This window comes from Sphaerospermopsis reniformis (assembly GCF_005402885.1).
Classification (GTDB): Bacteria; Cyanobacteriota; Cyanobacteriia; order Cyanobacteriales; family Nostocaceae; genus Sphaerospermopsis; species Sphaerospermopsis kisseleviana.
In genome coordinates this window covers 1-2,263 of sequence record NZ_BJCE01000437.1, presented here as the reverse complement: position 1 = coordinate 2,263, position 2,263 = coordinate 1, and the positions used below count along the sequence as shown (strand labels likewise).

At 39.4% G+C, this 2,263-nt stretch carries 2 protein-coding genes; one reads left to right on the top strand and one right to left on the bottom strand.

All coding sequences use genetic code 11. The features are described 5' to 3' along the window. The first annotated feature begins 126 nt into the window (after positions 1 to 126). On the top strand, positions 127 to 540 hold the full coding sequence (locus FFR48_RS27375) for a Nif11-like leader peptide family natural product precursor (RefSeq protein WP_137669523.1): 414 nt from the start codon (positions 127 to 129) through the stop codon (positions 538 to 540). A gap of 70 nt (positions 541 to 610) precedes the next feature. Here FFR48_RS27375 and FFR48_RS27370 read toward each other — a convergent pair whose 3' ends face one another. After that, on the bottom strand, positions 611 to 2,197 hold the full coding sequence (locus FFR48_RS27370; RefSeq protein ID WP_137669524.1) for a glucose-6-phosphate isomerase: 1,587 nt from the start codon (positions 2,195 to 2,197) through the stop codon (positions 611 to 613). Positions 2,198 to 2,263: the final 66 nt, after the last annotated feature.

Genomic DNA, 2,263 nt, shown 5'->3' with positions numbered 1-2,263 from the left:
TCAGTAGAACAGTTAGAAGAATTATTAAATAAATTGCTAAACGAAGGAGGTCTTATTATTAAATGGGAGCGCAAAGTTAAAAATAAAGGTAATGCTGTTTATTCGATTTAGCTGCACAACAGCTTAATGATTAATCAAGAAATAATTTGGGGCTTTTTAGCCATTGCGGAAAAATATCCAGATTTGAAAGCTAAGTTGCTATCAACAACTACACCACAAAATTTTCTGGAAATTGCCAGACAACACAATTATATATTTCCCATAGAAGCCTTTATCTGGATTTTAATTGATATTAAATCATCCTCCAGAGTCAGAATTTCTATTGCTACGGGTGAAGCTTATGTCACACCAGTAATCAGTATGATTCCTACAGGACAATGGATATGGTTAGCGGAAGAATGGGGAATGTTAGCTCCCTTTTCCCATGTAAAAAAACCAGAGATGGGATTTTTTAAAAGTGGTGATATAGATGATGAAGAATATTTTCTTCGTCAATGTTTTTTACCTCATGGTTACTTTAATCAGCGTCTATTAAACTAAAAATCCCCGACTTCTTGAAGAAATCGAGGATTGTAAAAACAGGATATTTTAACAGGAGAATTGATTGTATTTAACCCAAAGAAACTGTTAAAGTTCCTGGTTTGCTTAAATCACCTGTTAACACCACACCGCGATTATTAGCATGAAGATGACGCAGAATTTTGTAAATTGCTTCAACTTGTTCAGCAGCACCAGCTTTATCAGCTATTTCGGTAATAGAAAGGGCTTTCTTTTCTGTTTGCAATACTTTGATTACTTTTTGTTGTAAATCGAGAATTGCAGCGGCAGCTTTTTTACCAGCTTCTACACCAGGTTGGTGATAAGCGTTAATATTAACTAAGCTGGCATAAAATCCTACAGCCCGTTCATATAATGCAATTAACGCTCCCACTGTGCGAGCATTAACTTGAGGAATTGTCACTGTAATAGAATCGCGGTTATTCTCATACAATGCTTGACGAGTTCCTAATAAGAAACCTGATAAATAATCACCAGATGTGACACCAGGATCAATTTCAGTAGATGCACCTTGACGATCTTCTAAAACTTCAATTAAAGTTGCAAAGAAATTGGGTACACCTTCCCGCAATTGTTGTACATAGGCGTGTTGGTCTGTTGAACCTTTGTTACCATAAACGGCAATACCTTGATATACAGTTTTACCGTCTAAATCTTGTTCTTTACCCAAAGATTCCATTACCAATTGTTGTAAATAACGGCTAAATAATAACAAGCTGTCTTTGTAAGGTAAGACAACCATATCTTTTTCGCCTTTACCGTTACCGGAGAAATACCAAGATAATGCTAATAATGCTGCTGGGTTATTTTTAATATTAGCAACACGGGTGGCATCATCCATTTCTTTTGCACCATCTAACATGGCACGGATATCAATACCCTGTAATGCTGCGGGTAATAATCCTACGGAAGACATTTCTGAAGTACGCCCACCTACCCAGTCATACATGGGGACAGTTGTTAACCAACCCTCAGATTGAGCCACTTTATCTAAGTTACTATCTGTGCTGGTGATGGCAACTGCATATTTAGCAAAGTCTAAATTTTTGGCAGCGTAGGCTTTTTTCACCTCGATCATGCCGTTGCGGGGTTCGGGTGTACCACCAGATTTAGAAATGACTAATACCAGGGTAGTAGCCAGTTTATCGTCGATAGAGGAGAGAACCCGATCAATACCAGCAGGATCGGTATTGTCGATAAAGTGAATGTTGAGGGGAGGAAAATCGGGTGCAAGTGCTTCAGCGACAAACTGGGGACCTAAAGCCGAACCACCAATACCGATAGAAATAATGTCAGTAAAGCGGCTTTCTTTGGGGGGATGAACTGCCCCGGTTTGTACCTGATCTGCAAAAGCTTCGATTTGTTCTAAAGTTTGAACTATTTCTTGTTTTAGTTCTGGAGAGGGTGCTAAGTCTGGGTTACGCAACCAGTAGTGTCCTACCATGCGGTTTTCATCAGGATTGGCGATCGCTCCCTTTTCCAAAGCGGCCATATCCGCAAAAGCCTTATCAAATTTCGACTGCAACGACTCCACGAAAGCGTTATCAAACCGCATCCGGCTGATATCTAGATACAGTCCTAATCCCTCGTGGTAATATAACCATTCTTGGTATCGTTGCCAAAGTGCCTTAGCATCCATCATGAGGGAATTCTCACATATACTTGATCAAACTCCAGTTTAATCTATGGTTTTGGCGATCCCTGC

Excerpts from the sequence above, each read along its gene's own strand:
- FFR48_RS27375 (WP_137669523.1), top strand. The coding sequence starts at position 127 with ATGATTAATCAAGAAATAATTTGGGGCTTTTTAGCCATTGCGGAAAAA.
- FFR48_RS27370 (WP_137669524.1), bottom strand. The coding sequence starts at position 2,197 with ATGGATGCTAAGGCACTTTGGCAACGATACCAAGAATGGTTATATTAC.